The sequence below is a fragment of the Paenibacillus sp. Y412MC10 genome (genome assembly GCF_000024685.1).
Lineage (GTDB): Bacteria > Bacillota > Bacilli > Paenibacillales > Paenibacillaceae > Paenibacillus_AQ > Paenibacillus_AQ lautus_A.
On sequence record NC_013406.1, the window covers coordinates 3,520,838 to 3,545,767 of the forward strand.

Here is a 24,930-nt window from a genome sequence, read left to right on the forward strand (position 1 = left end):
CGGCCGATGCTATCCACGTCTACGCAGCGACTAGACCGCCGAAATCTATGATCATAATGCGCCCACTGGACGTGAAAACCATTGAATGTAGCATAAATTTCGACCACAATGCCCCCGTTGGACGTTCAGACCACCGAATGTAGCATTAATTTCGACTACAATGCCCCACTCGATGTGCAGACCACTGTTGGAGTGATTCTCCAGCATTCAACGGTTACCACAGCGCTTAAATGGCCTGTTTGAGCGCTTTTCATCCTGTATGAGGAACGCTATGTGACCAAAATCCGCAAAAATGACCTACTTTCAGCCGAATAAGCTCCACTGCAAACGTGACATCCGGAAGGAGGTCATTTAAAGGCGATTAGGCTCCGTGTTGACCGTTAGAGTCTGAAAGCCTCCATGAGCCATATATTTTAAAAAAACAAAAGCAACCTCCGCTCTGTTGAGGGTAGGTTGCTAAGACAGGTTTGCTAGGACTGGTCACTTTGATAGGTTACTTTGATAGGTTGCTTAGACAGGTTGCAGTAACAAAATTGCTATAACAGATTGCCATATTCGTCTACCAGCTAGTTAAAAATAGTGTCTCGACTCCCCCGGCTCATGAGTCCTGCCAGGCGATGACCGGCCCCTGCAACCCCAGCTTCGGTCTACTCATCGGCTTTTCAAGAAAAGCTCGATGACAGGGACGGTTACGTTCGGCTTCTTGACCGGCAGCAGCAGCGTCAGGATATCGCGCGGCCTTCCCTCGTTGAAAGCGCCCGCTTCCATCGTCATTTCCTCTTCGCCTTGCTTCATTTTAATTTCCGAAGCATCGTTCAGCAGTTGTGCATATTCCACCATGCCCGTCAAACCGCGCAGATGAATATGCTTGAAAGGCCAGCTGTAAACGTGCAGATAAAGACGGTTGTTCTCCGGATTGTAGGTAAAACGGCAATCTTCCGGACATTGAAGCTCCTCCGGCGCGGCCGTACAGCCGTAAATCGACTTGCTGTGGCGTTTCATCCATTCGCCAATTCCCTTTAAACGATCGATGGCACGTTCATCGAATTCACCTCGACCTGTCGGTCCGACGTTAAGAAGCAGATTGCCTCCCTTGCTTACCGTGTCTATTAACATTTTCACAAGGGTGTCGACGCTCTTCCACGTTTCTTCGTCGCGGTAATACCCCCATGAGCCGCTGAAGGTATGACACGCCTCCCAGACAACGCGCTTGCCGTTCGTTTGAATCCACTCGCGCGGTTGATATTGCTCCGGCGTCGTGATGTCCCCTTTCACCTGCAGGCGATCATTCAGCAAAATATGCGGCTGCAGCTCGCGAATAAGCTTCACCAGCTTCTCGCTTTGCCACTCTTCCTTGCCTTTGCCAGGGAAGCCTTGTTCCGACGGGATAGAGAAATCGAAAAACATCAAATCAATCTTGCCGAATTTAGTCAGCAGCTCCCTCGTCTGCTCATGCATGTAGTCGACATACTTCTGCCATTCGCGGTGCTTCTGGTCTTCCAGAAACTCCTTATTATATCGAAGCGGATGTTTGACATCGAGCGTATAATGCCGATGATGCCAATCCAACAGGGAGTAATACAGTCCCGGCCTAATGTTCTTTGACTTGAATGCTTCTATCATCGGCGTCAGCAGGTCCCGGCCTGCCGGCGTGTTGGTCGCTTTGTAATCAGTCAGAGCCGAATCCCATAAGCAAAAGCCTTCATGATGCTTCGTGGTGACTACGAAATATTTCATGCCGGCGTCCGATGCAAGAGTAGCCCATAGCTCGGGATCGTACAAATCCGGGTCAAAGCGCTTGAAATATTTGTCGTACTGCTCATTCGTCATAAATTCCCGGCCCTTCATCCACTCGTGCCTGGCGCCCAGCGAGTACAAGCCCCAATGAATGAACATGCCGAAACGATCATGCGTATACCAGCTTGAATCCCCTGTTGTCTGCTCAATTTCAAATCCCATTCGATAATCCTCCCGTAACCGTTATTTGGCTGTTCTTGTTTTGGATATCGCTTTCATTACTTTCATTCCAGCGGTTGATAGTCTATAATTATAGATGCTTCCTATTAAAAGTTCTCTAGCTGATATTGCTGTAAAGTTAAGGGATATTGCTTTTCGAGGGGACTGCGGCATGACAAATCCTTATCAAATCAAGCAAGACGTCCCGCATCGCGATCAGGACTTTCCGTTTGACGTCTTCCACATCATTCCGCCCGGCAAGGAAGTACTGCACCTGCATTGGCATGATGACTTGGAACTCATCTATTTTATCAGGGGAAACGCGACCTTCTATATCGGCTCCGAGACGGTTAAACCGGAACCTGGCGATTTGATGTTCGTGAACAAGGGCATGATCCATACGGGGTTTGCGGATGACGAGCATCAGGTGGAATATTACGCGCTGGTCTTTCATTCCGTGCTAGCCGAAAGCCGAGTGGCAGGCTCCAGTCATGTGCAAATCACAAATCCTTATGCTTCCGGAAAACGTTTTTTTCCCATCCTTCTGCCGGTAACGGATGCGTATAATTCGCTCATCGCTGGTATTGTCAAGCAGATGATCGCCGAATACGAGCAGCAGGCTATAGGCTATCAGGTTGCGATCCAGTCCATGCTGCATCTGCTGCTCGTACATTTATCCCGCCATCACCATCTGCATGGACCAACCGGTTCCGCAGATACGGTAGGCGCGGAATTAACCGATAGATTCAAAGAGCTTATAGCGTTTGTGGAGCGGCATTATCCAGAGAAGCTCACCGTACAGCAAGCAGCCGGCATCGTCAATTTGAGCGAATACCACTTTTGCAGAACCTTTAAGAAGGTAACCGGCAAGACGTTCGTGGAGTACGTCAATTTGCTCCGAATCAACGCCGCCGAGCAATTATTAATCCATTCCTCCGATCCGATCACGGAAATCGCGTTTAAAGTCGGCTTCGGCAGTGTCAATTATTTCAGTCAAATGTTCAGGCAGTACAAGAGGCATTCCCCTTCGCAATGCCGGAAGCGGTATGCGCGGGGACTCTCATAAACCGCACATCGATTGGCGGGTGTGCTCCAGATGGAGAACGCCCGCCGATCCAGCTCGAAGACGATCTCGGCCGACTCGCCGGACCTCTGTGTATACGCTTACTTCAAATTTTTGTAAGCCTCTTGTCAGCGCTCCTTATCCCCTCAAGAAACTCGCCGCCCTTTAATTCCCATATACCCTGCAATTTCAAACGGCTTTATTGTCTCTACCATCTTTGCGTCTTTAAAATAAGCCATTCCGAGCAGATTAATATTCTGTTCTTTCTTCACTTCAACATAAGGAAGAAAACCTTCTTGCCCTATCTTAGAGGAATTGCTCCAAAACTGGCCGACTTAATCAATCCGATACTTGCCTAGCTTAACGGCATTGTCCAACATGGATAGCAAGTAAAGACTCGGAACGCGTTCCAGTTTCAGGGAAGCGGTCCTGTTTTTTTTGCATTTCCTTTTGATATCATAATCCACAGCGTTCTCGTATCGTCCCTCTTGATGGGCTGTCGATTAAGAGCAGCACCGTCCAATACCCGGTTCCGAGAATCAACAATAGATTCGATCGCCCTATATTTACGATTATAGCCGTATATTTTTGATGGAAACACTCCTATACAATAGTGCCAGATACTTGCAAACGCGAACGCAAAACTTGTATGCGCTTACAGGCAACGGCACAGACTTTGAGAGGGGGTGGTCTGGATTCGGGTTTTAGGATTATCCACTTCAAACTAAGGGAGGGAAAACGAAATGTTGAAAAGAAGAATGGGACTGCTGTTGGTAATTATTCTGATTTTAAGTATAATTGCAGCTTGTACTAACGGTAATACTGAAGGTACTGTTAATACTGAGGGTACTGTTGCGCCGTCGGGCGGTAATGATCCGACAGCAGAACCTCCGGCGCCGGAAAATGCCGAAGTCACATTTTCTACAATATTTTCCGATGAAGAATTTGAAGCAAATGTAGGGAGTTACGTGAAGAAAAAGTTCCCTACATACACGATTAACCATATTTCGAATAGAGGACTTTCATTGGAACAACTAGTAGCCGCTCAAACGAAGTTTGATATTTACTTCACAAGAGCCGGTGGATTTTTGAATGCATACGAACCGATGAAGTTGACTTATGATATGACGGAGCTAGCTAAAAAACATGGAGTTGACTTAGCTTCGTTTGCCCCGGGGTTTATTGAATCTGCCACGTTTGATAACCAACTTTACGGCCTTCCTATTTTTAACGATTCTCTTGTTTTGTTCTATAACCGAGATTTATTCGACAAATTCGGGATTCCATATCCGAAAGATGGCATGACGTGGGAGGAGACGTTTGCACTCGCCCATCAATTCGATCGGAATGAAAACGGAACGCAGTATATGGGACTTTGGATGTCTCCGAAGCACTACTTCCGCATGAATTCCTTATCGCAAGGTTTCATTGATCCGGAAACTAACAAGGTGACGGTAGACAACGATAATTGGAAGAGGATTCTTAACCTCTTCACTGAATTGAGCAGAAATCCTGGCGTGCAGGAAATGGCTAAAGCAAATTTCCCAAGTCATGATCACTTTAGAGGAGCAGCAGGCGTTTCCGCCATGTATGTATTTTTAACCGAATGGATCGCGGTTTCGCAAGAACAACTTCCGCTGAACTGGGACATGGTTTCGATGCCGGTCTTCAAAGATCTTCCGGATAATGGCACTCAACCTTACGCCAACTATGCTGGTATTACTTCCATTTCCGAAAATAAAGATGCGGCAATGCAAATTTTAAAATATTTAACGTCTGAAGAGTTCCAAATGGAAGTATCAAAAAAAGGAAAGATTTCTCCATTGAAATCACAGCAGGTTAAAGATCTTGCATTTGAAAACCATCCAGACCAAGATAAAAACTTCGACGCAGTGTATGTGAACGGAAATGCTCCAATGCGTCAATTACATCCATTAGAAGATCACATCGTTGACTTAATGAATGACAAAGTAACTGAACTTGTAACAGGGCAAAAAGATGTCAATACAATCCTAAGAGAGGTACAAGAACTGGGGCAACAAACGGTTGATCAGGAAATGGAAAAATTGAAGTAACGGGAAAACCCCCGACTCTGAATATGGAGTCGGGGGTTTCCTATCGCGATCCATTCAACTATGGCGATAGAGGGCAATCTGCTCCCCCTGGTGACCAACTGCTTGATTTAATCTGCGATGAAATTAGTGAGATGTACCCACCAACTTTTCTCCCCCTTCCCCTTATTTCATCTAAAAAAGACAGCCGGTCACGAGACCGGCTGCCACATGGTTTATTGAGCTATAGTCTTCTTAAGCGCTGATAAAATTCGGAACAGGTCGGAAGCGGAGTTGCTCGTTCAAACCCTCTATTAATTTACTTCTTGTCAGCCTGTCCTTTTATTCTAATTGAACGATTGATCGAAGCGTGGCTTACATTGCCTGCAGCATCGGTTGCCGTTGCGGTGATGGTATACGTTCCGTTGTTCAGTCTTGTTGATTCGGCACTAAATGAACTGTTCGATTCAGCCGTTGTCGTCAACGTTGCGTTTTTTGTCGATCCCGATGAAGTGCCTGTCAATGTGATTGTCACGATGCTGCTCGGTTCTGCCGTTCCGCTTATGCTCGGAGTACGCATGTGGATTTCCGCCGACTCTGCCGGAGCTATAATAACAGGTGCTTCTGGCGCTGTAATGTCCTCGTTGACCATTAGACCCGCATATCGAGTAACAAGAAAAGGAATATCCTCGGCATCATCCAGTTCGTAGGCGTAGGGCGGATTGGTAAAAGGCGCCACGCTGTCGTAGCCCTCTGGTGTAACGGCACCCGTATCCATTAATCCGCTTGTGTTGTCATAAATATTGCCCGTAGCCGTGATGTACGCCGGTCGACGGTCGGGGTACATAAACTGGTGCGGATTTTTTACGTTCTTGAAGTAATTGTTTTCCACCAGCATCGACGCGAAGACGCCTACGCCGATGGCGTAATTGTTGTTACTGGCCGTGTAGTAGTTGTTGTAGGCGTGCGCCTGACCGAAAAGGACGCGTGGCATCCGCTGATCGGTATTGTTGGCGAACCAGTTGTGATGATAGGTTACCTTGTTCTTGCCTGTGTCGGTAGCATCATGTTCCGCGCCTCCGCCGTCCAAGCTGACCATACGGTGAGGATTATCCGGATCGGTGTAAAAGAACTTGTTCCATGAAACGGTGACGTAGTTAGTTCCTTGGGTGAGGTCCAATAAGCCGTCACTGGCATCCCAGATGTTCAAGTGATCGAACCAAAGATGATGCGAATTTCTCACGGCGATCGCGTCGGCAGGGCCGAAGATAGGCCAGATGCCTTGGAAGTTCAAGTGGCGAATAATGATGTTGCTGCTATCGTCTATGGTGATGCCGCCGCGGATGGTCGCGTACTGGTCCTCCCCCAATATCGTCTTGTTGCTGCCTACGCTGATAGGCTGAGCCCCGGATGTGATCGTTCCGGAAATGACGATGACTCTTGGTTCGTCGTCTCCAGCCAGTTGTTCCAGTTCTTCCAGCGTTGTCACCGTCCGAGGTTCGGCATCGCCGCCGCCTGTCGTCCCGCCCTGTCCATCAGCCTCCACGGAGGCCCACCCATGAAGCTCCATGGCAGGTTCCGTGTGCGGCCTTAAACTACTTTGAAGCGTCAGGGTTGCCTCATCCCAGGAGACGTCCAAGGCCATGGCTTCGGATATTTCCCGAATAGGAAGCATCCAATTGCCATCCAGAACAAATGGACGAACCTCCGATTCGATTTCCAAACCGTTCACGATCAGCTGAGTCGACTGCTGTTTGAGCCTTGCTTGACTCGGCATTGAATTAATCAGAACGGCATTCTTTTCCTCATTCCAACCAACATCAGCGCCAAATTCTTCAGCTATCATATCTACAGGTACCATGACTTGGCCGTTCGCTCTAACCGGCGGAACATCCGACTCCGCCTCTTCTCCATTGACAACAATGATTACGGGAGTCCTATCAATGTCTCGTGGTTCTTCAATTACAGGGTCTACGGGATCAATAGGAATCGGAACGTCAAGCGACTTGATTTCAATGTAGTTGATCTTAATGTTTTCCGTGGCGGAATCTTTCGGATCGAGGGTCAGTTTGCCGTCGGTCACATCCGCTTCTACCGTTTTGGAAACGTAAGTTTGTCCAATCGGTTTGACGTGTTCCCATTTGCCGTCAACTTGTTTGTTCTCGAAGATGACGGTCTCTTCAGCCAAGAGCAACAATTTTCCTTTGATTTGGTCCGGATATCGAATATCGCCTATGCTGACCGTCACTTCATACTTGCCGTTCGGAACGGCAATTTCCCAAATAATCCCTTGGCCAAATTGGTTCAAGGTTGCTAGTTTAAGATCCGGTTCGATTAAGCTGTAATCTCTGGCGGCTCCAACAATGCCTGGGGTCCATCCATACGTAAAGCCATTCCCGCGTTCGCCGTACGCATCCCCGTTGTCGGGCAGATACCCTTCTGCCGTTTGAGACCCTTTGGTCTGGAAGTCGATTTTGACCTCATCGGTTGTATCCGGATTCGTAACCGGATCTGTGAGCGGGACGATTTCGTAGGATTCCGCAGCCGGAACTGCCGTAGAGAAAATCACAATCAATGGAAGTAAGAGTGCCAGTATCAGAACCGAAACTTTTTTTGATGCCTTCATCAATAATCCCTCCGCATTCATTCATAGCCTCTCGGCATTCGCCGAGGCAGATGGGACAAGGGGTTTCTTGTACCACCAAACTTACTCTCCTCCTACTTCGTAGGGGTTTTTTTCATTAATTTCCTTTTTTCATTATGGGAAATATTCTAGAATATTTGGTCATTTTCTTCGAAAAAGCCTTGACAAATCCTTCATTTTTCCAAAATTGCGTTGTAAGGGTTCCTTTTTCAACCTATAAATCGCGATTAGAGTGCTTCTCTTGAAACCTATTTTTGTTCCGCATGCGGACTACCAAGGCTTTGTTCTTAAGCAACTTCGTACTCAGATTGGGCCCGGTATCGTCATCATCAATAAAGACTGGCCGCTTCTAGCAAAATTATGGATGACTGACCTTTCTCCCCTCACAACGTTTCTTCGAGACACTTACTCGGATCGGGGCCCTGAACCTCGAGATCCAGCATCTATGTTTCGATCCTTTTTCTTGTTCCTTTTGACCAACCCTGAAAAGGGATTAACCGAATGTGTAAATGTCTTGAAGCGGACACCTATCTATGCCATTCTTTACGGCTTCGACTATGACGATCTTCCTGTCGTCGGGACCTTCTATGAATTCTTCAGACGCTTTTGGCTTGCGGTAGGCAATAATCTTAAACCGATGAAGCAACCCAAACGCAAGAGCAAACCAAAGAAAGGGAAGAAAGGAGAGAAAGCGCCTACGGCTACACCGGGCAGAGTGAACCGTCTTGTCACATGGATGATGCGTCACGCGGATAAGAAAACACCAGGATCGCCGCAAGTGGAGATGCTCTTTGACCTGCGGGGGTACTCCGATGCCAAATACGGGCGGACATACCATACACACAGCAGCGATAATCTTCGCCTGTTTCCCAGAACCGCTCGCGGGTCGGAGAAGTGGAGGTTGATTTACAAACGCTGCACGTCCATTGAGCGTTCCAACAAGCAGGAGAAGATCGATTACAAGTTCGAATCCGGTAGGCACCGCTCGACGATGATGTGGTACATTCGCATCTACGGCATTATGACCTGCCAGCACATGTATGCCTGGTATGTAAGCCAGAAAGATGAATGGGACAAGCTGAAAGCTACCATTTGCCCTACTGTCGCTTAAGTTTTTCAAAAAAGCGTTTCGCCTAAATTGTCGAAGTCTGCCCATTCTTGAAACTGGTTTTCAATTTCCATACTTTCCAGCTCCAACTGTCTTCTTCTTCCAATTTCACCTCTAATGATGTTCCGAGAGACTATATTCATTCCTCATTCCGATTACCAAGCTTTTGTCCTCTAGCATCCACGAACCTCTTACGGTCCCGGCGTAGTCCTCATCAACAAGGATTGGCCCTCCTTTATCCCCCCCTCTAGAAGTCGTTTGTCGTCACAGACAAAAATTTGAAGATCTTTCCTTGTAAGCGCTCTATTCTTCTCATATTATACGGACTTCACAATTGAGAAACTCTAGCGGATATTGCTTAATAGTTAAAAGATTTTGCTCTTTGCGCTTTGCCCCATTCGTGCTGAGTTCGCGAACGGCATCTTATAAGAGGCGGTGCAACGTGCTCTTGGTAATTTTATAATAATTATTTTTTCGTTTTCGAAGTCGATTTTACTAACTCAACTTTCGCAGCAACAAATTAGCTTGAATACCTTGCGGCTGTAAGCGTCGAGCCATAGTTTCCGTCTTACGAATGTAGACAATATTCTGAAATTCTGTTTTCTGTTTGGGGGAATTGTCCTCGAATACATTACTAACAACAACTTTTACACGTATTCATCTGCTTTAATTCTAACCGTTTTCACGATTGTTCGTTTAATTGAATCCATCATAGAAATAACCATGTACTCACCCTAAAATGAAGATCCTGTTGAATCATAATTAAATAGTTTATTATGACCTGGACCCAAAATCAGATAGATCCAAAAACAGGGTGACATAAAGTCACCCAAAGGTTACTTTATGTCCGAAACCCAAGTTGAAATGGTCTATTAGTCATTTTTTACACCTTGATTGATTATGATGGTCATAGGGATAGTACTAGCGTAACTGACACGAATCCCCGCGTCTGAAACCGTACCCTCAACTGAAGGAACGTACTCAAATAAGCCCTGATTCCACGGAATCAGGGCTTCGTTTTTTATTGGGAATTGGATTAGGATAGAGAGCTAATGAACTCCATAATCGCCTTATTATAGTCCTCGTCCGTTAGATCTCCGAGAAGTCTCTGAAATAATAGATCCTTTTCATGAGCAGACAAAGCCGAATCTTCAAAACTCCAGGAAGCATTTACTTCACGAAAGAGATTTTCTAATCTTTCTCTAGATATTTGAGTCATGTGACACAATCCTCCCCGCTTACTCACTTGCTTGGATCAAGGATGAAGGAACTCACGACCATCTTTTGCTATATGAGCGGTCAAGGTTGGACTTACATCCTCCCATTGTAGTCTTCGCATCCCTCTCCTCTGGTTCCTTGGGTTAAGGATAACGGCATGTAACCTTTCCGGACTAGGACTCGCCCAATTGGTTGTATGATTAGGAACTAACGGTTGCTCGTAGGTATTCTTGGTTACCGTTGCGGCCTGTGGCAGGTCCCCAATGGCTTCATGAACAGTTCGCCGAATTAGCGGCGGTTCAGGGAAATCAAAAAAGAATCCTAAATCCTTTCGAATCCCTACGATAAACAAACGTTCCCGGCTTTGGGAAACCCCGAAATCAGCAGCGTTTAAAAGCCGAAACCCCATATTGTAATACCCAATGTCGGTAAAAGAAGATAGGAGCCTATATAAGGTGTCTTTGTGCTACAGAGCCATATTGGATACATTCTCTAAGAGAAATGCCATTGGTTTATTAAGAGCGATAATCCTTTGATACTTCCAAACAAGCCCCCCGGTAAGTCCTTCTGTGCGTAAATCGATCAAATCGGTCGTTCTAATGGTTACAAATGAGACTTACACCATTGAAGGTTACCCTGTTCAAAGGTATATCGGTATTGTGACCGGCGAAGTCATTATGGGCGCTAATGTAGCGAGGGACTTTCTGGCCTCCATTACCGATATTGTCGGCGGGCGCTCGGGGGCATACGAAAACAAGCTGCAGGAAGCAAGGGATGCAGCGTTTGTCGAGTGGAAGATCGAGCCGTGCGCCTGGGGGCAAACGCCATTATAGCGGTGACATCGACTATGAAGTTATTTGTGAGGGAATGCTGAGGGTGGCCGTCAGCGGAACCGCAGTAGTGGTATAGCCGATACAGTGACAATTTGCCACATTTAAAACAAAAAAGCAGCATATATGGTATTCCCCCCTCATGGTGGACAACGAAAAAGAAACACCTGTTAAGATGGACTTACGGTTGTCTGCTGGAGGGAGTTTTTTTCATGGGGAAAACAGGACGTACAAACAAGAATTATTCTAGGATGTTAAGAAGGAGGCCGTGCGGCCGGCTGGCTATTGAGGAGAACATGTTATCATACTTTTTTTACATAGGGCATTGCTAAACCGGACCGATTATGCCGGGTTTATTTTTTTATTAACGTTTACTGCCCGAACGCAACTGACGGCAGCCGAATATTTTCGTCGGCTGCCGTCCTGTCATGATTGGGCTACTGTATCCCGTTAGTTTAAAGATCATTTTCATGCTCTTCGATCCTCATGCGGGCTCGAATTAGGGAGTAAGGCGATTAGCCCGCTTTCTCCTAGTTTTTAGAGTACGCATTGCTTAACTGCCTGGGTAATCATCCATGAAGTCGAAATATCCCAGCGCTCCAATCGATACGGTCGTAAAATAGAAATACCGCTTCTCGAGCTCCTGATTCTCCTCGCTCATCTCCAGAAAACCCGGGTCTTTTATGATTTCATCATTCATAATGCCTTCTCGCCAGAAGCACAGCTCAAGTTCTTGAATGGCAAAGGAAAATCCCGTCCTCGGATCAACATCTCCGACCATTGAATAATATTTGCTAAACGTGTGGATCAAATCCTCTGCCTTGGTCGTGAAGACGTCCACACCTTGAAACAGGCAGGGAATACAGATGTTACCCGAGTATTGCGGATTTATCAGTTGAATGAACTTCACCCGGCTATTGGCATCGTATTCGAAATGTTCGCGCATAAACAGAATTTCTATATAGCTAGGATTACCGGGTATGCCATTATCAGCTCTCAAATGACCCAAACTCTGGAAAGTCCGCTCCACCTCTTCCCTGCACATCCCTAGCCGAAAAGGACCGATACCGACATGCGGCGTTATGATAATTGCGTCCACTGCAAACTCCTTTTAATGACAATTTCTAATTATTTTTCTTCTGGAATGTCAACAATAATATAGTTTTCCTTCAGATTAGTTTGAGGCAGTTCGGCTTGTTTAAAAACAACGTCATTCCAATTCTCCTTAGTGATTAAACCATATCCAGTAGAAGTAATATGAGGCATCCAGCGAAAGTTGGCGAATGTCGTATCTTTAAAATTTGGTAGGGAACCGTTCTCTTTTATAAAGGCGCGGTTTATGAAATAAAGGTTATCTTGCGTAGTGGTCTTTTCGCTAATGAAAGCTTGCCACTTAAGGTAAGCTGTGTTCTTCGTAATTTTATAATAGCGGATTACATTATTATTGACCTCGATGAATCGGTCATGGGTGTTTTCCGGAAAATAATATTGAAGACTGGATGCTTCCATAATTGGTTTAAAGTCCTCCGTGAGCTGTGATACTCTAGGAAGATTGATTGCAGCATTTCTGGCCGTGCTTAATGCACTACTCTTAACGTCCGTCAGCAGTTTCGTGCTTGGTTTTGAAACAAACGCCGTTTGGGTCTTTTGATTCCAAGTTACTGAACCGTCCAACGCTTCTGCAACAAAACGTAAGGGAATCATTGTTTTACCGTTTTGAATAAATGGAGCAGTACTTAATGAAACTGGAGATCCATTTTTTTGTGCTACTTTATTATTCATAGTCAACTGCAAGTTTGTGTCGCTCCCCTTCACTGTCGCTTGCTTAGTAGTATTATTCCAGGCAAACGTTAAGTCACCTAAACCTTTGAGTGAAGTCAGGCTAAAAAACACCTGATTGTTCTTGTTGAGAATGTCTTTTGAATCTAAGTCATTATTATTCACAACAACTTGTGTTCTTTTTAGACTTTGTACTGCTGCGGCTGCCTCATTGGTTGGAAGTATCAAAAGCGAAGAACATAGAACAGCAAAAGAAAATAATACTAATTTCTTCATCAAAAAACCTCCTGAATTTTACAGTCCATATAAGTATAAACGCAAGAAAAAACGTAAGGTTATCTCTAAATAGTGTAGATTCTTGAGAATTTCTCCACTCTTACTAAAGTTAGATATTTATCTAATCGGTAATCGGACCATCTTCTTGTCCTTTACGGCAATCGGTACAAGTTCTTGTCCTTGACTCGGGACAAGAACTTGTACCGATTAAACAAAAAAGCCGCTTAATTAGCGACTTTCAATGGGCCTATGTTCTTGTCCCTCGACATCTGTCGTAATATATACGGCTTCAAATCTGGAGTATTTGCGGTTCATCGGATGACTGGAGTTGTTTAAATGTATTCGAGAAAAGATAGAAAATTTTCAATCTCCCTAACCGTCAACTTCTCCAGTGTTTCTAAATCTACCATTAATAAAAATATTGAACAACTATAAGACCAACAATAATAACAATAGTTAATACTAAAGTGCCTTTCCAACCTAAATCGACTATACTATACCGAGCCCTACTATTTCCGTGATTCATATGACCAAATGGATTATTTTCCAATTCTTCTTGTCTTAGTCTTTCTCTTGTTCTTTCAGGAGTTTCATAATCTTTGCTCATTGCTTACCTACCCCCTAGGTTAATAATTTTAATTAGATATCCAATACCAATTTATTGATGCAGTAGTATAATTATAACATTATTATGTTATTTAATGGGATTTAATTGAACATTGAATAGATCTTAAACTATCCTGTTAAAACGTCCGCTAGCTGCAAAAGCATTTAGCCGGATATTCCTGTCTCAATTCTTCGATGATCTCGCAACGAATGGCTTTGCTCGTCACTCCCGGTGTTGATTTGGATACAGCTTTTTTAGGTATGCGATCTCCGCCTTTAAGGCTATTTCTTCTTCAAGACGGGTAAGCTTTGTCTTCGGCCGTCCTTTATGAAAGGCTTCTTGCTCTATAGCTCTACCTTCTTGCTGCCATTTCACCCATACCTCAACTTGTATCTTATTCCGAATCCCCAGTCGCCTAGCCACCTCTCGATAGGACATGTTCTCTTCAATAGCCAGCCGCATGGCATCCTTCTTAACTTCCTCATTTATTTGTACGCCTGTTTTCCCCATAAAAAAACCCCCTCCAGCAGACAACATGTAAGTTCATCTTAACAGATGTCTTCGTTGTCTATCATGAGGGGATAATACTAATTCAGGGGCTTCTAATGTTGCTATGTTTTTGTCACCCGTCATCTCTTTATGACATCAGACACCAGTTGGTTGATTGAGTACAACTGAGTTCCATAACGGTCTTAAATCGGATATTCATTCAACCCAATAAATGCTTCGTCATAATTATCAAAAAAATTTACAGATTCTTTTGTGTTGGATTGTTGCAAATCATTCATTATCTCCCCTTCTTCAAGAAGAAACACAATTGCAATACTTTGATTCAGAATGGTTTCATTGAAGAACTTATCTTTCCATGTTTTTTGAATGGAAAAATGATCTAGAGTGTACCCTTTTCTATCCACCAACAATTTGTATTGCCGACCCTCGGAAATGAATTGCTGGCAAACCTTCTCGAAGCCGTTATACCATTCATTAACATCATCTGTTTTAATCTTACCAATTAGATGGGTAACAATGATATCCCCTGAAACTGTTGTGCTGATATTCTGTTCACTCAACTTGGAATCATCTCCCTTAGTTACAATTATGGATAAGGAGCTTCATAAAAGCAATAAGTAGACCTTCTTGATGTTCGGCGCATGCTCTTCAATAAGCGGCGTTAAATCGATCAATGCGCCAGCGTCCTTCAGCTTGCCCACGCTGCCTTTGGCCGAAACGATGTCCGGATATTCGTTGTTTGCCACCATCAGCGCGAACATATCCGTGTCATTAACGCTTATCGGAAATTGAGCTTTCATCGAGATGCCGGTTTTTTCCGTGATGAGCTTGCCGACATCGCTTTGCATGCCGTCCCAAAGCGGGTTATTGTCCCCTGCTGCATATGTGATCGTCATGGGCGCGAGTTCTTTGTTCGGCGATGCGTCAGGACTGCCTGAGCTATCGGAGTCCGATCCGTTGCTGCAGCCGCTGGCTGCAAGAAGTGCTCCGATCATTAAAAGGCATGTCACTATTCCTGTGCTGGCCTTCATGAAATCCCCCCACTTTAAGAATCTATGATGTTTCCAATGAAAATGTCGTGGCCTTGGAAGGAGACCTTTGATCGAAGAGGGGGAAGCTGCTACATATTTCTTGAATTTGCTATGGAAATAATCCACATTGGGATAACCTACGAGCTCCGAGACCTCATAGACCTTGTACCCTTCCCTGAGGAGCCGGATCGCTTGCTGAATACGGACCTTATCCAAGAAGGTATGGAAGGAATCGCCCGTATGCTGCTTGAACATTCTGCCCAAATATCCTTTGTTGTAATTGTACATCTCCGCCAGCGTCTCCAGCTTTAGATTTTCATGGTAATGCCGCTGGATAAAATCCATCACTTGCTTGACCACGGGTAGGTTTCCGTTCGCCCCCAGCCTTCCCGCCAGCTCGGCGAGCTGGGAATAGGCCGCGCTCATCACCCTATCGTAATGCGCGTGCTGATAAAGCTCGGCCAGCAGGGGCGCATATTCTTGGATATCGACGCATTGATGGAGAGCAGCCAACTTGCTTAGCGCGACGGACAACACTTTGGCCAGGCCGGTCTTGATCGCGGTTTCGGAAGAATCGTATGCCACGAGTGCCTTTCCCGCTTCCTCAAGCGTCTCCGCCACCCCCTCGCGTCTGCCTAGATCCAGCATATAGAACAGCTTGGTTGCGAATGCCTCCAGATCCGGAGCAGCATACCTGACCATGTTCTTGTCCCCCGACACTTGTCCCTCAACAAAGATCAAGGCTGCTGCTTGCCATTTGTGCTGGACCGTACGGCATTATAGCCACTCAACCGACGAAAAGAAAAAAGACTGTAATGTAAAAAAAGCCGCATTTTATGCGACTCTGAAAGTATTTATGTTCTTGTCGTCTGACAATACCATGGATATTCTAATAAAAATCAAAATTAGTATTTCACTATCCTACCCGTTGCCCCTCTCGGGCCACCACAGAGATTTCCTCAAGTTCTACTTAAAAATTTATAATCACCTTCCCTTTTGGACGCCCAGTAGCGACCAGTTCTAATGCTTCATTGATTTCTCCTATAGAAAATCGTCTATGATGAAGCGGTGGAACAATGTTGTATTCTTCAATGACGTTGGTTATCTCTTTTAATTGTGCACCGTCAGAGCGCACGAAGATAAATCGGTATTCCACGTCGCGCTTCTTGGCTTTGTTGTCGTATTTTGCGCCAGCAAGCGAAAAAAGTTTCTGTTTCCACCAAGGGAAGTTATTGTCTTCAGCGAATCGTTTATTGGGTCCTGTACGGAGAGAGAGCAATTTACCACCTGGTTTAATGACTTTTAATTCATTATCGAATTCTTTGGCTCCCAAGGTATCAATCACATAATCGACATTCGACAACAAGTCAACATAGTTTTCCTTTGTGTAATCCAAATATCGGTCAGCACCGATTTCCAAAGTACGTTCTCGCGCTTGCGAGTTACCACTAACAATGACATTTAATCCCATTGCCTTTGCAATTGGGACAGCCATCTGACCAAAGCTACCCGATCCACCTGGAATAAAAACCGATTTACCCGGTCGTGCCTCAAGTTCTTCATGCAGGCCTTGATAGGCTGTAAGTCCAGTTAACGCTGCAGCAGCAGCTTCTTCATAGGATAAATTTTTTGGCATAGGTGCAATTGCAGCAGCGTCAATTGCGGCATATTCAGCAAAAGCGCCAATTTTTTTCAATGGCAGACGTGTATAAATTTCATCTCCTGCATAAAACTCCTTCACATTTTTACCTACTTTTTCAATAACCCCTGCCAATTCATTACCAAGCGTCAATGGGAATTTATAATCTTGAATCAACTTCACGCTACCTGTGATAATTAACATTTCGAGTGGATTGACTGCCGCAGATTTTACTCTTACTAAAACTTCGTTATCAGTAATTTCTGGAATTGCAATATCATTGACTTGAGCTTGGATTTCTTTTGAATACTTGGCAATTTGTGCTGCCTTCATGTGTGTATTCATTAAAAATCAGCATCCTTCCGTTAGTGGACATTGTTGGTTTCTTGCTGTACTTGAAACTCAAAAATGCATAGAATAAAACCAATTTATGGCGTACAATTTTTCAATTGTACGCCATTTCAGTATGACCTTATTGCTGATTTACAATCTAATCTATAACCTTACCTTGTATTTACTCCTGTTGTGATTTTAATTCTTCCATTGTTGGATAGTCTGTATAACCCACGCCTCCGTTACCCGCGTATAATGTTTTAGGATCAACTTCATTTAAAGGAAATCCTTTTTTAAGACGTTCCACTAAAACCGAATTAGCTAATGACCAAACACCAACTGGAACCACATCAGCAATGCCATTATCAATATCTACGCTAATTTCTTCAAGTGCCCGTCCTGCTCGATTAACCAGTAATGAATTTGTCCACATCGAACGAATTTCACGGAGCAGCGTTTCGTTCCCTAAATGCATAACATGTAGGTATGCTAAATTGTACTTAGATAATTCTTTTACAAGATGGAGATAAACCTCAGGTCCTTGATCACCTTCATCAATCCCACCAAGAGGTGTTCCAGGTGAGATACGGAAGCCGGTTCTTTCTGCTCCAATTTCTTCAACGACTGCTTTCGTTACGTCGATTGCAAAGCGAGCGCGGTTCTCCACAGATCCACCGTATTTATCGATTCGTTTATTTGAATTTTCACCAATAAATTGATTGATTAAGTATCCGTTGGCTCCATGAATTTCAACACCATCAGCTCCTGCTTTAATTGCTGCTGCGGCTGCTTTACGGAAGTCTGAAATAGTAGTTTGAATATCTTCTTCACTTAATTCTCGTGGGACGGGTATTTCCTGCATTCCGTTAGCAGTAAACATTTCTACACCAGGTGCAATCGCTGAAGGTGCAACTGCTTGACGATGATGTGGAGTATTGTCTGGATGTGACATACGACCGACATGCATTAATTGTATGAACATGAATCCGCCAGCATTATGCACTTCATCCGTAACTTTTTTCCAACCTTCAATATGCTTTTCAGTATAGATACCTGGTGAATTTAAATAACCTTGCCCATCCTCAGATGGTTGGGTACCTTCACTAATGATGAATCCCATAGATGCTCTTTGAGCATAATAAAGGGAACTCAGTTCACCCGGCGTACCATCTTCTTGTGCTCTACTCCGTGTCATGGGTGCCATCGCTAAACGATGAGGCAATTCCAAATTACCAATTTTTGTTTTACTCCATAATTTTTCCATTCCCAAAACTCCTCTTCAATTATTATGTTCCATTCCCTCATTGCTCCACTCTATCCTGCACCGCTCTGACTGCTCAGGTCATCAGTTTGCGCGGTAGCAACCGCGGCAGAAATGCCATAAACCAGTTATCCTCTACCTGTGATTATTAACATCTTACCGCGCATAAATTGACGATATCCTTCGTCGGCCATTTGACCGACTTCCATGACGCCGCTCATAAACAATTTTGAAGAGGCCAGCCCCGCACGATCGACAAAGCCAGTCGCTGTGGTCCGAGACAGAGTGCTGCAAAGCCCCGCCGGTACAACTCAACTCTCCAATGCTTCAGTGAACGATAGCAAATACGCCTTGTTGCATAGTAAACCGCCATTAGAGGTCCCGGAAAAAAAGCAACCAACCAAGCCAAAGCCTGCATTATTAACGAGGTAGAGTTGACTGCACTCCCTTTTTCTTAGGAGAGCTGAGGGTATAGCACAGCTATACCACCGGCCAGGCTCCTTTGGATCATGCGACTTGAATCGTCCGCAACAATTTCAAGGCTATCCGATTCGATACCATCAATCGCAATTTTTGCAATATCGGCAGGGTTGGATTTGGGAACTTCTAAGCCCGACGTCATGTCGGTCTCCATGTAGCCCACATGTAATCCAGCTACTCGCACATTGTGAGGATACAGATTTAAACGCAGGTCGTTCGTCAATGCCCATTCTGCTGCCTTAGCAGCTGTATAAGCGCCTACAGTTCCCGAACTAACCCAAGATAATGCCGAAAGAATATTCAGAATCGAACCACCGCCGTTCTTTTCTAGAATTGGTGCAAAAGTGCGAACCATGGAAAGTGTGCCAAAAAAATGCGTATTAAACTCCAAATGTATTTGGTCAAGATCACCGTCAAGCAAGGAAGCGCCTGTAGACGATCCCGCATTGTTGATTAACAGTGTGATATCCTTAGCAACCTTAGCAGCTGCGGCTACCTCTTGAGGGTTCGTAATATCAAGCTTCATAGGTATTACACCTGGAATATCAATGGCTTCTGGATTTCTAGCACCAGCATACACCTTAGCCCCTCTGGATAGAAGTTCAAGTGTTAGTTCTCGGCCAAGGCCTCTGTTTGCACCAGAGACAAATGCGATTTGTTCAGAAATTTTCATTTTAGGCTACTCCTTTGTCATTTAGTTTGGGTACATAGAATTGGGTTGTAGGGAGCTGGAATTGTATGAGAACGATCATTCTAGAATGAATGTAAGAATAATTCCTTCATGTAGAGAACATTGTTAACTCACCATGTAGGAATTATCATTCATAAAACTATTTTGGAGTGATAAGCTTCAGAACACTCAGCCTAAACTAACAATAAGAAAACTCATACTAACGATATTGAATTATTTAGTTATAAGTTTTATGGATATATTAGCTGTTTGGCGTAGTTTTTCTTTGGATATGGAGGTTCTTGTCATTACTCTCAACCCAACACATACTGCATGTAGATGTTCTGCCAATTCTCCGGCATCGTAATCTGAAGTGAATTCACCATTCCGCTGCCCCCATAGAATAATATCCTTAAACAATTGCTCTGATAATGTAAACGATTCAGTGGACTTGGAATCCACATCGGCATCACGCATTGCCAATTCCACAGCCGAATTCACCATTAAACAGCCAGAAGGTGAGTCCTCTTCACCATCTATCATTGAATTAATTATCAACTGAATAGCTTCCGCAGCAGTCTCCGAGCGTTTTACTACTCCTGAGAGCTCCGTATTAATTTTAGCGCGAAATCGATCCATAGCTTTCAGAAACAGCGTATGCTTGTCGCCAAATGTGTCGTACAAACTTCTCCGATGGATTCCCATATGCTCAACCAGATCCGTCAAAGATGTCTTTTCATAACCTTGTTCCCAAAACAGCTTCATCGCCTTATCCAGTACAACGCTCTCCTCAAATTCTTTGCTTCTTGCCATTCCATTTCCCTCCTCCCATTGTTAATTTAACATATTGAGAACGATCAGTAAAGAAAACAAAAACATAATCCTCATACCAATTCTTATCTGCTGTAGTGATACCACCTATCATTCAAATTACTATGTTTTTGTCACCCAACAATGAGATATGAACCTATAAGCAGCCGATCACATTTATCGGCTACCAGTCCACTTGCTCTTATCTTAATATTTTTTTGGTTATTTAAACTATCCTGCCCGTTAGCTTAATGAGTTTGCATGGAAACATAGTTAGATACTTATCTAATCGGTAATCGGCTCATGTTCTTGTCCTTTTCGGCAATCGGTACAAGTTCTTGTCCTTGGCTCGGTACAAGAACTTGTACCGATAAAACAAAAAAGCCGCTAATTAGCGACTTTTAATGGGCTCATGTTCTTGTCCCTCCACAAGTTTGTCCCTGCATTCCATTCCCACCGGAATCGGTCCGTCGTACTCTCTTGATACCGGCATCCCTTAAAAGTATCCCTTTTGTCCATTCTGGTAGAACCATCCTGCGGTCTGGCCCAATTGTTCTGGAAGTGTAAGATTGGACATACTTTCCAACGTGCCGCTAATCTCGTCACAGGATCGTCCACCTTGCCAGAATTCCCCATAACTTGATGATGTGATATCCCAGATCCCAATAAACTTGTGCGCTGGAATATACTCTACTTTGATCTCTGCCTGTTGCAAATGTACTTTGCTCATCTCATCCCGCTCCTTGATCAAATAATGATAAGGCGAGAACACTCCAGACGAATGGCTAATGGAATGGGTCTGGGGGCTTTCTGATAGGCTGCGGGACTAAGCTGAAAAGCCTTGGTGAATGCTCTCGTAAATGCCTCTTGCGAAGAGAATCCATACTTAACGGCAATATCCAGTACCCGTTGGTCCGTATCGCGGAGCTCCAAGGCGGCACGACTAATTCTCCGGGTCCAGACGTAATCCCGTAATGTCATCCCGGTCAATTGATTAAACTGCCTTGAACAATAATAAGGGGAGTACCCGAACTGTTCCGACATCTTCAGCAGCGATGAACTTTCCGTTAAATTGGCTTCCACCCAATCCACCATATGCTGTACCATTTCATTCCATTCATACACTGGAAGTCCTCCCTCCTTTCACTTCGATCATATCACCGGCGTATATTGCATTTTTGATTTGAGTTGCACAACAAAAACTTGCCGTTACTTATGGATAAGGTTCACCGGAATTAATATTCAACTATCCTGCTCGTTAGCTTAACGAATTTGCATGGAAACATAGTTAGATACTTATCTAATCGGTATTCGGATCAAGTTCTTGTCCACGGATCGGGACAAGAACTTGTACCGATAAAACAAAAATGCCGCTCAATTAGCGACTTTCAATGGGACTATGTTCTTGTCCCCCGACATTTATATATATTTGCTGCATTCTTCCCTTACTTTCCGCCTCATAATGATTAACAATCTCATCAATCACTTTTTCCACGTCACACGCCACCTGAAAACAGCATAACACCCCGGTTCAATATTCTTCCACATGTTTAATCCTCTCATTTCTCTCTTTTAACCATGACAACGAAATTACTTTGCTAACGTAGACACCGTCGTGTTCATAAAGAACTAACGATACCCGTTAGCTCAGTATCAGCACCGAAAACCCATTACTTACAATGTTGTTTTTTTGAGTAAGACTAATTCAAAAATAAGTGAATCTCTATCAGGGTAATCATTTTGAATTGGCAAATCCTCTTTTGCAATCTCCTTAAATCCAACCTTTTTGTAAAAGCTGTGTGACCTAGTGGCTTTGGAAGGAGTGTCCAAAATCACCTTAGAAAACCCATGTTTCTGCGCAAAATCAAGCAAAGCTTCGTAGAGTCCCGTTCCTATCCCAAACTCTTTACCACGGTAATCTTTATAAACAAAAAATTTCTTTAGTACGGCAACCTCGTTAGTTTTCTTTTGCAAACCGATAGAGCCTACAACCTCATCGTTATCGTTTAACGCTACCCAAAAGTTACCCCCATCCTTAATATAATACGATTGAATATCTAGTATATCTGGTTGTTCTTCGACACTAATCCCTACACCATATTCGACATTCTGTACATGCAATATTAGTTTAATGACCTCTTCTTTATACCTATCAGAATAAACCGTAATCATTTTAATAACTCCTTTCAGGTTTTTTTATAACAGAATACATCTTTTTGTTTTGTAAATGAAACTATTGAGCTAATCTGCCCGTTAGTTTAATCAAAGGGCGTCAACCGCCGTCGATGAAATCATATCGGGAATGTAACCATGTTCTTGTCATCCGTCGGGAATGTTATCAAGTTCTTGTCATTGTGTTTTGACAAGAACTTGATAACATAAATATAAAAAGCTGTGTAATCAGCGGCTTCTAAAGTTACTATGTTTTTGTCACCCGACATGAAATTGCATGGAAACGTTAACATCGATTTGTAGGGGATACACCAATTTCTGGTAAACCAAAACTTCTTTCGCCATCTCATTCCCACCCGTAGGAATCATTCGATCATTCCCATTCTCTCGTATCCCGTTAGCGTAATAAGCTATTGATTTCAACAGAAATCATGATTCATGATGTAGCAATGCTTCTGCGTGAATAACATTGTCAACAAGGAAAGAACATTCTTCAAGTGATGAGCCTTTCTCCAAATCGTCACATAGCCAAATTGCAGTTTCCACATAGAGACAGAGCTTAAGTATTTTGCTCGGAATATCAAGTTGCTTAGCTAAGTCACATAATAACTCTTCAATTTTTTGATGCTTCTCTGGTGATAATGTATCGCTGAACTCATTTAATATAAAACGTGAAATATCAAATATAGGGTCACCAATTACTCCTTTAGGGTCAATTATGGTGTATTCGAAATAATATTCCCATGATGAAGGTCACCATGAAGCAGCATCTTACGAGGATATAAAGCAGAAACCGACAAACATATTTCTTTTGCTTTTTCTATGTGTTTGAATAGTTCCATGCAGTCCTCTCGCTTGCTTAGATAGTTCACGCTCTTATCTACCCATTCTATATAAGTAGGATATTGAGCGGTTCTAATTGGGGCGATATGTAAATCCGTTAAAAAGTGAACAAAATATAGATATTCGTTCTTCATATCCATTTCCGTGGAACAATGAATCACCAGGCTGTATGCATTCTTCAAGGATAATACCGTTCTCTACGTCAGACTCATAAACTTTGCACAATCGTCTGCCGTTATATTCACAAAGAGTATTGTACTCAGTTATTACTTCTTTTCTTGGCTTACCTACTTTTAAGACTGTATTTCCATAAAGCTCAGAACGGCATTTAAAAACGCAATTAGCAGAATATGAATGTACAAATTCAAAATCATACAATTTCCACTTTTCGGTGTATGTTACGATATCGCGTAATACCTTTTCATAAAAGCTTTCTCCAAAACGACTGATGATTTTCTCGGTTTCGTCCTGTTTAAAATAAGACATACCACGTTCCTTCTTCCAGTCCTCGTTCACCGTATCCCTCCAAATCTATATGATTATTCTTTTCCATTAGTCAACTATCCTGCCCGTTAGTTGAACTAGTTGTTCGTTTTATACAGGGTATCTAGATGGCGCAATTCATTCACAAACCCATGCTCCTGTAGCAAACTTTTCACGGCTACTCTAATTTTCTCTGGGAAAGGCACTTCGATATAATTCGTCTCTTGAACATCACGAACAAAAGCAAGAACATTCTCAAGACTCGTCGAATTCACAAACGTTAGTAAACGCTCTTCCATTTGCTCGTCACTCTCAACATAATCCAAGTCCACCTTTTGATGGGTAAAATGGTCCGTTACTCGCTTTACACCAATACGATTGAAAGTTTGAACGACAATGTGTTTTTCGCGTTCTTGCATAAGTTGTTGCTTATAGGCACTAATACTTTCAAAGGGCTCAATTTGAAATCTTTCCTGAATGCGATTGAAAATCAACTCAACTGTTGGTTCTAGATCACCCTCTAGTTCAACATCTTCTTCTGACATTAATCCAAATATGCTCTTGGTGGTAATAAGCAATCGGAGAAAATCAATAAAGTTATGTGCAATAAGAGTGGAATGTTTATCTAGACCTATCGCTTCATGCTGAATTATCGGTGCATTTGAAAGGTCATCCACTGTACTAAACTCCGTAAGAAAGCCAAAGGTGCATTCCGAAATGACCGTTGAACCCAGCAAAACCATATCTATGGGCATACTTTCCCACTCATAATCGGCATTGTCATCTTCTGGCCAATAATCGAAGCCGATCCCGATCGTTTCCCAAAAATCTATACCGAGTTCCGCTCTCAGTTCTTCTTCTAATTGTTCTAACATGTTAAGCTCTTTGAAGCTTGAATAAACATTTTGCTTGTTAAGTGGCTTCATAGATATACCGCCTCCTTCGGTTGCTGTCTGTCTCGAGCTATTGTCTCTCGTTAGATGAACAGCATAATTGAGCATACGATGATAAAAATAGCTCCACCAATACGGTGAAGTAAATGAACTAGAGAGGATGGTTCCTCAGTTGAAAAACAAACTTCCCTTCCCTCAGTCTAAACATAAACTGTCCAATAGACCATATTTTATAGGGGAATGCAACATTGAGTAGTCCAATTATGATGCAAA

The 24,930-nt window shown here is 43.6% G+C and carries 20 protein-coding genes and 2 pseudogenes; 4 read left to right on the forward strand and 18 right to left on the reverse strand.

Features of this window, described 5'->3' with window-relative positions:
• Window positions 1-651: 651 nt before the first annotated feature.
• Window positions 652-1,959 carry an alpha-L-fucosidase gene (locus GYMC10_RS15180; RefSeq protein ID WP_015735299.1) on the reverse strand — a complete coding sequence of 436 codons (1,308 nt, stop codon included), beginning with the start codon at window positions 1,957-1,959 and terminating at the stop codon, window positions 652-654.
• Window positions 1,960-2,128: 169 nt separating this feature from the next.
• Between GYMC10_RS15180 and GYMC10_RS15185 the strand changes: the two genes are divergently transcribed.
• Window positions 2,129-3,022 carry an AraC family transcriptional regulator gene (locus GYMC10_RS15185; protein ID WP_015735300.1) on the forward strand — a complete coding sequence of 298 codons (894 nt, stop codon included), beginning with the start codon at window positions 2,129-2,131 and terminating at the stop codon, window positions 3,020-3,022.
• Window positions 3,023-3,762: 740 nt separating this feature from the next.
• Complete coding sequence (locus GYMC10_RS15190; RefSeq protein ID WP_015735301.1) at window positions 3,763-5,094, forward strand: ABC transporter substrate-binding protein; 1,332 nt, start codon at window positions 3,763-3,765, stop codon at window positions 5,092-5,094.
• A gap of 295 nt (window positions 5,095-5,389) precedes the next feature.
• Here the strand turns inward: GYMC10_RS15190 and GYMC10_RS31590 are convergent, their stop codons facing one another.
• Entirely contained in the window at window positions 5,390-7,696 is a 2,307-nt protein-coding gene (locus tag GYMC10_RS31590) for a stalk domain-containing protein (protein ID WP_162164394.1), read from the reverse strand.
• Window positions 7,697-8,228: 532 nt separating this feature from the next.
• Between GYMC10_RS31590 and GYMC10_RS31595 the strand changes: the two genes are divergently transcribed.
• Window positions 8,229-8,825 carry a hypothetical protein gene (locus GYMC10_RS31595; protein ID WP_235201788.1) on the forward strand — a complete coding sequence of 199 codons (597 nt, stop codon included), beginning with the start codon at window positions 8,229-8,231 and terminating at the stop codon, window positions 8,823-8,825.
• Window positions 8,826-10,077: 1,252 nt separating this feature from the next.
• Here GYMC10_RS31595 and GYMC10_RS32970 read toward each other — a convergent pair.
• Window positions 10,078-10,626 (reverse strand): annotated as a pseudogene (locus GYMC10_RS32970) (DNA cytosine methyltransferase).
• A gap of 13 nt (window positions 10,627-10,639) precedes the next feature.
• On the opposite strand from GYMC10_RS32970, the pseudogene GYMC10_RS15210 reads away from it, so the two are divergent.
• Window positions 10,640-10,949: pseudogene (locus tag GYMC10_RS15210) on the forward strand (YbjQ family protein).
• Between the two features lie 474 nt (window positions 10,950-11,423).
• Here GYMC10_RS15210 and GYMC10_RS32560 read toward each other — a convergent pair.
• The 15 genes from GYMC10_RS32560 to GYMC10_RS15285 all read right to left on the reverse strand — a co-directional run bounded on the left by GYMC10_RS32560 (window position 11,424) and on the right by GYMC10_RS15285 (window position 24,690).
• Window positions 11,424-11,969 (reverse strand): hypothetical protein, encoded by a 546-nt coding sequence (locus GYMC10_RS32560; protein ID WP_015735306.1) that lies wholly within the window; start codon window positions 11,967-11,969, stop codon window positions 11,424-11,426.
• Window positions 11,970-11,998: 29 nt separating this feature from the next.
• The gene (locus GYMC10_RS15220; RefSeq protein ID WP_015735307.1) at window positions 11,999-12,925 is read right to left on the reverse strand and encodes a copper amine oxidase N-terminal domain-containing protein; all 927 of its coding nucleotides are present in this window, start codon (window positions 12,923-12,925) and stop codon (window positions 11,999-12,001) included.
• Window positions 12,926-13,334: 409 nt separating this feature from the next.
• Window positions 13,335-13,532, reverse strand: coding sequence for a DUF6366 family protein (locus tag GYMC10_RS15225; protein ID WP_036662945.1), 198 nt, complete (start codon window positions 13,530-13,532; stop codon window positions 13,335-13,337).
• A gap of 222 nt (window positions 13,533-13,754) precedes the next feature.
• A complete protein-coding gene (locus tag GYMC10_RS15230) occupies window positions 13,755-14,042 on the reverse strand; it encodes a helix-turn-helix domain-containing protein (protein WP_015735308.1) in 288 nt (95 codons plus the stop codon).
• Between the two features lie 182 nt (window positions 14,043-14,224).
• Entirely contained in the window at window positions 14,225-14,632 is a 408-nt protein-coding gene (locus tag GYMC10_RS15235) for a hypothetical protein (RefSeq protein WP_081746302.1), read from the reverse strand.
• Window positions 14,633-14,644: 12 nt separating this feature from the next.
• Complete coding sequence (locus GYMC10_RS32975; protein ID WP_235201787.1) at window positions 14,645-15,775, reverse strand: AraC family transcriptional regulator; 1,131 nt, start codon at window positions 15,773-15,775, stop codon at window positions 14,645-14,647.
• 268 nt (window positions 15,776-16,043) lie between these two features.
• Window positions 16,044-17,057, reverse strand: coding sequence for an NADP-dependent oxidoreductase (locus GYMC10_RS15250; RefSeq protein ID WP_015735311.1), 1,014 nt, complete (start codon window positions 17,055-17,057; stop codon window positions 16,044-16,046).
• A 169-nt stretch (window positions 17,058-17,226) separates the two neighbouring features.
• Window positions 17,227-18,309: an alkene reductase gene (locus GYMC10_RS15255; RefSeq protein WP_015735312.1), complete on the reverse strand. Its 1,083-nt coding sequence runs from the start codon at window positions 18,307-18,309 to the stop codon at window positions 17,227-17,229.
• A 451-nt stretch (window positions 18,310-18,760) separates the two neighbouring features.
• Entirely contained in the window at window positions 18,761-19,459 is a 699-nt protein-coding gene (locus GYMC10_RS15260) for an SDR family oxidoreductase (RefSeq protein WP_015735313.1), read from the reverse strand.
• 231 nt (window positions 19,460-19,690) lie between these two features.
• Complete coding sequence (locus GYMC10_RS15265; protein ID WP_015735314.1) at window positions 19,691-20,269, reverse strand: TetR/AcrR family transcriptional regulator; 579 nt, start codon at window positions 20,267-20,269, stop codon at window positions 19,691-19,693.
• A gap of 493 nt (window positions 20,270-20,762) precedes the next feature.
• A complete protein-coding gene (locus GYMC10_RS32980) occupies window positions 20,763-20,996 on the reverse strand; it encodes a hypothetical protein (RefSeq protein WP_015735315.1) in 234 nt (77 codons plus the stop codon).
• A gap of 17 nt (window positions 20,997-21,013) precedes the next feature.
• On the reverse strand, window positions 21,014-21,391 hold the full coding sequence (locus GYMC10_RS32985; protein WP_015735316.1) for a helix-turn-helix transcriptional regulator: 378 nt from the start codon (window positions 21,389-21,391) through the stop codon (window positions 21,014-21,016).
• Window positions 21,392-21,940: 549 nt separating this feature from the next.
• A complete protein-coding gene (locus GYMC10_RS15275) occupies window positions 21,941-22,438 on the reverse strand; it encodes a GNAT family N-acetyltransferase (protein WP_015735317.1) in 498 nt (165 codons plus the stop codon).
• Between the two features lie 915 nt (window positions 22,439-23,353).
• Window positions 23,354-23,797 carry a hypothetical protein gene (locus GYMC10_RS15280; protein WP_015735319.1) on the reverse strand — a complete coding sequence of 148 codons (444 nt, stop codon included), beginning with the start codon at window positions 23,795-23,797 and terminating at the stop codon, window positions 23,354-23,356.
• A 65-nt stretch (window positions 23,798-23,862) separates the two neighbouring features.
• On the reverse strand, window positions 23,863-24,690 hold the full coding sequence (locus GYMC10_RS15285; RefSeq protein ID WP_015735320.1) for a hypothetical protein: 828 nt from the start codon (window positions 24,688-24,690) through the stop codon (window positions 23,863-23,865).
• Window positions 24,691-24,930: the final 240 nt, after the last annotated feature.